Consider the following 6,972-nt stretch of genomic DNA (forward strand, 5'->3'; position numbering starts at 1 on the left):
GGCTGGGGCTGCCGGGCTGGCGCCTGACCGGATGACCTGGCAGACGGTCGCGCGGGCGGCGTGACCGAAGGTTGCCGGGGCGGGGCGTACCCGGACGGGGGACGTCCGGACAGGGGCTGCCCGGATGGGGGCTGCCCGGACGGGGATGATCCGGCCGGCGGCGTCGTGGACGAGGCCCCCGGAGTCGCGACCCGTGGTGAGGCCGACGCTGGCGGGGCCGGTGCGGGCGGGGCCGGTGCCGGCGCGCGGGACGACGACGCACGTGGCGATGGGCCCGGCGTGGGCGCGGCTGGGGACGATCTGCCCGGAGCAGGCGGGAGGGAGGGCTTCCCCGGCGGCGGCTTCCCCGACGACGGGGACGGCGAAGGAGACGACGAGGGCGGCGACGAACGAGGCGACGGAGGCGGGGCGGACGTGGGAGCCGGTGGGGAGGCCGAGCGCGGGGGCGAGGCGTTCGCCGGTGGGGCGGCCTTCGGCGCCATGGGCGCGCCGGCTCGCGGGCGATCGGCCTGGTTCGGGCGGTCGGCCCGGGCGGCGGCGCCCTGCGGCCGACCCGCGTCCATCGCGGGCCGCGCGGCCGGGGCCGCACCTGCCTGATCGTCCGTTCCACTCCCCTGCTCGACCATCCGACCACTCCCTGACCTGCGCCCACCCTGGCAGTCCCGATGCCCGCCAGGCCGGCTTCCGGTTCCCGGAGGGCGCGCTCCGCCGCGCGCCAGGGGGTCGGAGCGGATACGACCGGGCCTCATCATGACAGCCGCGACATATCACCCAGACAGGCGTCTCGGGTGACGCGAGGAAGGCGAGCGGCGGTGCCGATGCGGCGGCGCCGGGAGGCGGATCCTCCCGCCTCGCGAGCGGGAGGTCAGGGGACGGACAGAGACGGACCGGGCGCGCGGCCGACCGGCCTGGCAGGCGCCCGACCGCCGGTCGGAGCGGGTCCGTTACCCACTGCGGCCGCCCGTCGGTCAGGCGTCTTCTCAGATCAGGCGTCGTTCAGGTCGCGCGCCGTCCCAGGGGTGGGACGTCATCTCAGGGTCGGGCGTCATCTCAGGGTCGGGCGTCGTCCCGGATCGGACGCCCGGCCGGTGGCGGGGTGCGGGGGATGGTCAGATGACCTCGCCGATGCGGTGGACGCGCATCGTGTTGGTCATGCCGGCGACGCCGGGCGGGGTGCCGGCGACGACGACGACGAGCTCGCCCGGACGGCACCGACCGATCTGGAGCAGGGCGGTGTCGACCTGGCGGACCATCTCGTCGGTGTTCTCCGCGAACGGCACCAGGAAGGTCTCCACACCCCAGAACAGCGCCATCTGGTTGCGGACGGCGGGAATCGGGGTGAAGGCCAGCACCGGCACCTCGCTTCGGTAGCGGGCGAGGCGTCGGGCGGTGTCGCCGCTGAGCGTGTGCGCGACGAGGTACCGGGCGCCGACCGCGTGCCCCACCGAGGCTGCGGCCTGGGCGAGCGCGCCGCCGAGGGTGCGCGGCTCGGTGCGCACCGCCGGGATCCGGCCGAGGTCGGCCTCGGCGGTCTCGATGATGCGGGCCATCGTGGCGACCGCCTCGATCGGGTACGCACCGACGCTCGTCTCCGCGGACAGCATGATCGCGTCCGCGCCGTCGAGGACGGCGTTGGCGCAGTCGCTGGCCTCCGCACGGGTCGGGCGCGGCGCGCTGACCATGGACTCGAGCACCTGGGTGGCGACGATCACCGGCTTGGCCCGCTCGCGGGCCTGGCTGACGATCCGCTTCTGGGCCAGCGGCACGTCCTCGAGCGGGAGCTCGACGCCCAGGTCACCACGGGCGACCATGAGCCCGTCGAACGCCTCGACGATGCCGTCCAGCGCTTCCACCGCCTGCGGCTTCTCGATCTTGGCGTGGCAGGGGATCCGGGTCCCCACCTCGTCCATGATCGCGTGCACCGACTTGATGTCGGCGGCGCTGCGCACGAACGACAGCGCGATCATGTCGACGCCGAGTTCGAGGGCGAAGCGCAGGTCACCCTCGTCCTTCTCGCTCAGCGCCGGCACGGTCAGGGCCGCGCCGGGGATGTTCATCCCCTTGTGGTCGCTGACCGGGCCGCCGATGACGACGGTGGTGTGGACGTCGGTGTCGGTGACGCCGTCGATCTGCAGCACGAGCCGGCCGTCGTCGACGAGGATGCTGTCCCCGGCGGCGACGTCGGTGGGCAGGCCGGCATAGGTGGTGCCGACCTGGTGCTGGTCACCGGGGACGTCCCGGACGGTGACGGTGAACCGCTGCCCGGGCACGAGGGTGACGCTGCCGTCGGCGAAGGTGCCGAGGCGGATCTTCGGGCCCTGCAGGTCGGCGAGGATGCCGACGTTGCGGCCGGCCGCCTCCGCCGCCTCGCGCACCCGGGCGTAGACGGCGGCGTGCTGTTCGTGTGTTCCATGGGAGAAGTTCAGGCGGGCAATGTCCATTCCCGCTTCGACGAGGGCTCCGACCTTCTCGGGTGAGCTGGTGGCCGGGCCGAGGGTACAGACAATCTTGGCTCTACGTGGCACACACAAAGCCTAAGTACTGATCGTCGGTCATTGCACACGGGGGCCCGTCCGAACGTCGGCGTGGCGCACCACACCATAGTCAGATCCGGTCAATGAGGTACATGCTGCACGTGGTCGCGTGACGGCGTACCGTCCCTGTCGTCGCCTGTGCCACACTCCGCCCCCACCCGGCACGGGTCGATACGGGAAAGACGGCAAGGGCGCCGACGTTCCTGGGAGCGGCTCGACGCGGGCGCCGACACGCCCACGGAAGTCGGTATCACACCCCCGAGCACCCCCGGAGTCGGGCATGAATCCAAATCCCGCCATTCACCGCCGGCCCTCCGGCGACATCGACATCGCCGTCCTCGACGGTGCCCCAAGCGCCTCAACGGACGCGGCGCCCGGCTCCACCAGCACCAGCACCAGCACTACGGCGGCCGCAGCCGGCGCCGTGCCCGCCGCCGCGGCCACGCCGGACATCGCCACAGGCGACATCGGCGTCTGACATCCGACACCCACCGCGAGCCGGCGGGATCAGGCGGGCAGCGCCGGCTCCGGCTCGCGGCGGGCTCGCGGCTCCTCGGTGGTGGGCCGGAACTGGGTGTGGTAGAGCTCGGCGTACAGGCCGCCGCGGGCCAGCAGGTCGTCGTGCGTGCCGCTCTGCACGACGCGGCCCCCGTCGATGACGAGGATCCGGTCGGCGTCGCGCACCGTCGACAGCCGGTGCGCGATCACCAGCGAGGTGCGGCCGGCCAGCGCGACGGCGAGTGCCTGCTGCACGGCCGCCTCGGACTCGCTGTCCAGATGGGCCGTCGCCTCGTCCAGCACGACGACGCCCGGCGCGCGCAGCAGCAGCCGCGCGATCGCCAGGCGCTGCTTCTCCCCGCCTGACAGCCGGTGCCCACGGTCGCCGACCACGGTGTCCAGGCCGTCCGGCAGGTCGCGCACCAGCGCGCCGACCTGGGCGGCGTCGAGGGCCGCCCACATCTGGTCGTCGGTGGCGTCCGCGCGGGCGAACAGCAGGTTCGCGCGGACCGTGTCGTGGAACAGGTGGGCCTCCTGGGTGACGACCCCGACGGTGGCCCGCAGCGAGCGCAGGCTGACGTCGCGTACGTCGTGCCCGCCGACCCGCACCGCACCGCCGACCGCGTCGTAGAGGCGCGGGACGAGCTGGCTGATCGTCGTCTTGCCGGCACCGGACGGGCCGACGAGCGCGATCATCTGGCCGGGCTCCGCGCGGAAGGTGACGTCGTGCAGCACCGGCGCGGGCACCCGGTCGTCGAGCACGGCGACGGATTCCAGCGACGCCAGGGAGACCTCGTCCGCGGCCGGATAACGGAATTCGACGTGGTCGAACTCCACGGCCGCGGCACCCGGAGCCAACTCGACCGCGCCGGGCCGGTCGACGATCCGCGGCTCGAGGTCGAGAACCTCCAGGACACGTTCAAAGGACACCAGCGCGGTCATGATGTCGACGTGCACGCTGGAGAGCTGGCTGAGCGGCCCGTACAACCGGGTCAGATAGGCGGTGAGTGCGACGAGGGTGCCCACCTCGAGGTCACCGCGGGCCGCGAGCCGGCCGCCGGCGCCGTAGACGATCGCCGTCGCGAGCGCGCCGACGAGGGACAGGGAGACGAAGAAAATTCGGCCGTACATCGCCTGCGTTACACCGATGTCACGTACTCGTCCCGCTCGACCGCGAAAACTGGCCTCCTCGCGTTCGGGGGAGCCGTAGAGCTGTGCGAGCATCGCGCCGGAAACGTTGAATCGCTCCGTCATCATGCTGTGCATCTCGGCGTTCTCCCCGTACCGTTCCCGGGTGAGCCGGGCCAGGCGCGGGCCGAGTGCGCGGGCCGGAAGGATGAAAACTGGCAGCAACACGAGTGACACCAGCGTGATCTGCCATGACAGCACCGCCATGGCGGCCAGGGTGAAGGCCGCGGAGAGCACATTCGACAGCACCGAGGACAACGTGTTGGTGAACGCCGACTGCGCGCCGAGGACGTCGTTGTTCAGCCGGCTGGTGAGCGCGCCGGTCTGCGTCCGGGTGAAGAAGGCCAGCGGCTGGCGGCCCACGTGCCGGAAGATCTGACTGCGCATCTCGTAGATCAGGCCCTCGCCGATGCGCGCCGAGTACCAGCGCTGACCGAGGGACAGCCCCGCGTCGACGACGGCGAGCGCGGCGACCACGCCCGCGAGCGCCTCGACGTAGCCGACCCGGTGCCGCGCGATCCCGCCGTCGATGATCTCCTTGAGCAGCAGCGGAACGGCGGCGCCGAGCCCGGCGGAGGCCGCGATCAGCACGAGGAAGCAGGCCAGCTCCCGCCGCCAGGGACGGGCGAACGCCACGATCCGGCGCAGCGTGCCCGGTCGCAGTGACGCCTTGGCCGCCGAACGGTCCCGCATCGCGGACCGCGTCACCATCCACCCGTCCGACCCCGGCCGCATCGCACTCTCCCACCGTCGGCGCGCTTGCACTGTAAGCGTGTAAGCATCCCGGTAGGTACCGCATTCCCGCCGCCGTGCGCACCAGGGCGCTGATCAGGCGGGTCAGCCTGCCGGGTCGAGCGAGCCAGCGGCGAGGCGTTCCCAGGCCTCGGACTCGGCGTCGGCGGCGATGCCCGGCCTCGTGGGCCGCACCAGTGCCTTGACCTCGGCGGACACCGCGCGCGGGGTGGCGAGCAGGGCCGTGACGAGCGCGGCGAGCTCGTCATCGAGACGGGCGGCGGGCACGACCCGCTGGACGAGCCCGAGCCGGCCGGCCTCGGCCGCGCCGAGCGGACGGCCGGTGAGACCGATGTCGAGGGCGCCGGGCCAGCCGACCAGCGCGGCGAGCCTGGCCAGGCCGCCGGGCACGGGCATCAGGCCGCCAGCCGCGTAGCCGGAGCACAGCACCGCGTCGGCGGTGAACACCCGCAGGTCACAGGTGACGGCGAGCGCCGTCCCGACATCTCCGGTCGAGCCGGAGACGGCCGCGACGCTCACCAGATCGGCGCGGGCGGCCAGGCGGGCGAGCGCGTCCTGCCACGCGCGGCACCCGTCCGCCAGGCCGTCCGGATCGATCGGATGTCCCGGGGCGTCCGGGGGGCGCACCCCAGCGCCCTCCACTCGTATGACGGCGACCCGCACCTCGCCGGTCAGCCGGCGCAGCGCGTCGCCCAGGGCGGTGCCGAGCATCCCCAGCACGCCGGGATCCTCCTCGCCGCGAACCGTGAAGGTCGCGACCGGCCCGGTCACCTCCGCCCGAAGCCCGGCCGCCGCCGCTGCGGCGGCGGCCGGCACCGCCATGGTCAGGAGCTCTTCTTCTTGGTGCCCCGGGTCGCACCGCCACGGCCACGCAGGGTGGTGCCGGACTCCGACAGGATCCGGTGGACAAACCCGTACGAACGACCCGAGGACTCCGCGAGCAGCCGGATGCTCTGCCCACCCTCGTACTTTTTCCGAAGATCGGCAGCGAGCTTGTCCCGCTCGGCGCCGGTGATCCGGGTTCCTTTCCTAAGCTCGGCCAACGTGGCCCCCTCCGTGCTCGATGATCTGCGAACCGATCTTCACTCAGCTTGAGTGAACGCGCCACTCGAAGCAGATGTGATCCATCACACGCGGTGCGCCGGTGCGTGACCGTGCCATCGCGCTTCTACCTCCACTACCTCCCCCGCCGGCCGTGACCCACAGGCAGATACCGCCCACTCGCGTGCCGGCGCCCGGCCGACCATGCACGGAGACCAGTGTCCCCAATCCCCTGCACACGGCCTAACAACGGCAACGGCGCGTCGTCACGAACATCGCCAGCACGCCAGCCGACGATCTTCATTACACACGATGCCGCAGGTACAGCCTGCAGTGGATCACACTACCGAGCCGATCGGCGGACCGCGAACGGGCGGGATCAAACCGACTGATTCCTCACACCAGGCGGCCACCGCACCCGTCCGCGTGACGCATCCGATGCCCACCGTGGCCTGCACCGCCGGCGGCGGCTCGCCCCCGTCCCGATCCGGCTCGGCAGTCGTTACGGTGCAGATGTGGTCGGTGCAGCGGTGTTCGTCGGCGGAGTGATGGTCGTCGGCGGGGCGGGACCGGCCGGGAGTGGTCGGTGAGCGTGACCGACGGCGCCTCGGGTCCGGCCGGCGTCCCCGCCGCGACGCACGGTGGCGCCGACCGGCGCGGGCGGTGGCTGGGCCGGTGGACGGACGCGCCGGCATCCGCGCAGGTCTCGGCGGCACGCGGCGAACTCGCCGAGGCCGGGATCTGGCTGCTGCTCGTCGCGTTCGGGCTGGCCGGCACGGCCCTGATCGGCGGCGCCGACATCCCGCTCGGCCTCGCCGACCCGCCCTGGCAGGGTGGCTGGTCGGTCCGCTTCGACCCGATGATCGCGATTCCCCTCGCCGTCGCCGCGGTCGTGCTCACGCTGACCGCCTGGTGGTCCTCGACGCTGCGCCCCCCGCCCCAGCCCGTCGGGCTGGTG

Annotated in this window: 6 protein-coding genes and 1 pseudogene; 3 read left to right on the top strand and 4 right to left on the bottom strand. The window is 73.0% G+C overall.

Features of this window, described 5'->3' with window-relative positions:
- The first annotated feature begins 279 nt into the window (after positions 1 to 279).
- On the top strand, positions 280 to 597 hold the full coding sequence (locus C1A33_RS16950; RefSeq protein ID WP_133150701.1) for a hypothetical protein: 318 nt from the start codon (positions 280 to 282) through the stop codon (positions 595 to 597).
- Between the two features lie 512 nt (positions 598 to 1,109).
- On the opposite strand, the gene pyk is transcribed toward C1A33_RS16950, so the two are convergent.
- Positions 1,110 to 2,525 carry a pyruvate kinase gene (gene pyk, locus C1A33_RS16955; RefSeq protein WP_101832462.1) on the bottom strand — a complete coding sequence of 472 codons (1,416 nt, stop codon included), beginning with the start codon at positions 2,523 to 2,525 and terminating at the stop codon, positions 1,110 to 1,112.
- 289 nt (positions 2,526 to 2,814) lie between these two features.
- Between pyk and C1A33_RS34230 the strand changes: the two genes are divergently transcribed.
- A complete protein-coding gene (locus C1A33_RS34230; RefSeq protein ID WP_133150702.1) occupies positions 2,815 to 3,012 on the top strand; it encodes a hypothetical protein in 198 nt (65 codons plus the stop codon).
- A gap of 29 nt (positions 3,013 to 3,041) precedes the next feature.
- On the opposite strand, the gene C1A33_RS16960 is transcribed toward C1A33_RS34230, so the two are convergent.
- From C1A33_RS16960 to C1A33_RS16970, 3 genes are all read right to left on the bottom strand, one after another.
- Complete coding sequence (locus C1A33_RS16960) at positions 3,042 to 4,931, bottom strand: ABC transporter ATP-binding protein (protein ID WP_423748092.1); 1,890 nt, start codon at positions 4,929 to 4,931, stop codon at positions 3,042 to 3,044.
- Positions 4,932 to 5,057: 126 nt separating this feature from the next.
- Complete coding sequence (locus C1A33_RS16965) at positions 5,058 to 5,795, bottom strand: enoyl-CoA hydratase/isomerase family protein (RefSeq protein WP_101832464.1); 738 nt, start codon at positions 5,793 to 5,795, stop codon at positions 5,058 to 5,060.
- A 2-nt stretch (positions 5,796 to 5,797) separates the two neighbouring features.
- Complete coding sequence (locus tag C1A33_RS16970; protein WP_101832465.1) at positions 5,798 to 6,016, bottom strand: helix-turn-helix domain-containing protein; 219 nt, start codon at positions 6,014 to 6,016, stop codon at positions 5,798 to 5,800.
- Positions 6,017 to 6,600: 584 nt separating this feature from the next.
- Between C1A33_RS16970 and C1A33_RS16975 the strand changes: the two are divergent.
- A pseudogene (locus tag C1A33_RS16975) lies at positions 6,601 to 6,972 on the top strand (hypothetical protein); the annotation flags it as partial.

Source organism: Frankia canadensis, from assembly GCF_900197875.1.
Classification (GTDB): domain Bacteria; phylum Actinomycetota; class Actinomycetes; order Frankiales; family Frankiaceae; genus Frankia; species Frankia canadensis.

Excerpts from the sequence above, each read along its gene's own strand:
- C1A33_RS34230 (WP_133150702.1), top strand. The coding sequence starts at position 2,815 with ATGAATCCAAATCCCGCCATTCACCGCCGGCCCTCCGGCGACATCGAC.
- C1A33_RS16960 (WP_423748092.1), bottom strand. The coding sequence starts at position 4,931 with ATGGTGACGCGGTCCGCGATGCGGGACCGTTCGGCGGCCAAGGCGTCA.
- C1A33_RS16965 (WP_101832464.1), bottom strand. The coding sequence starts at position 5,795 with ATGGCGGTGCCGGCCGCCGCCGCAGCGGCGGCGGCCGGGCTTCGGGCG.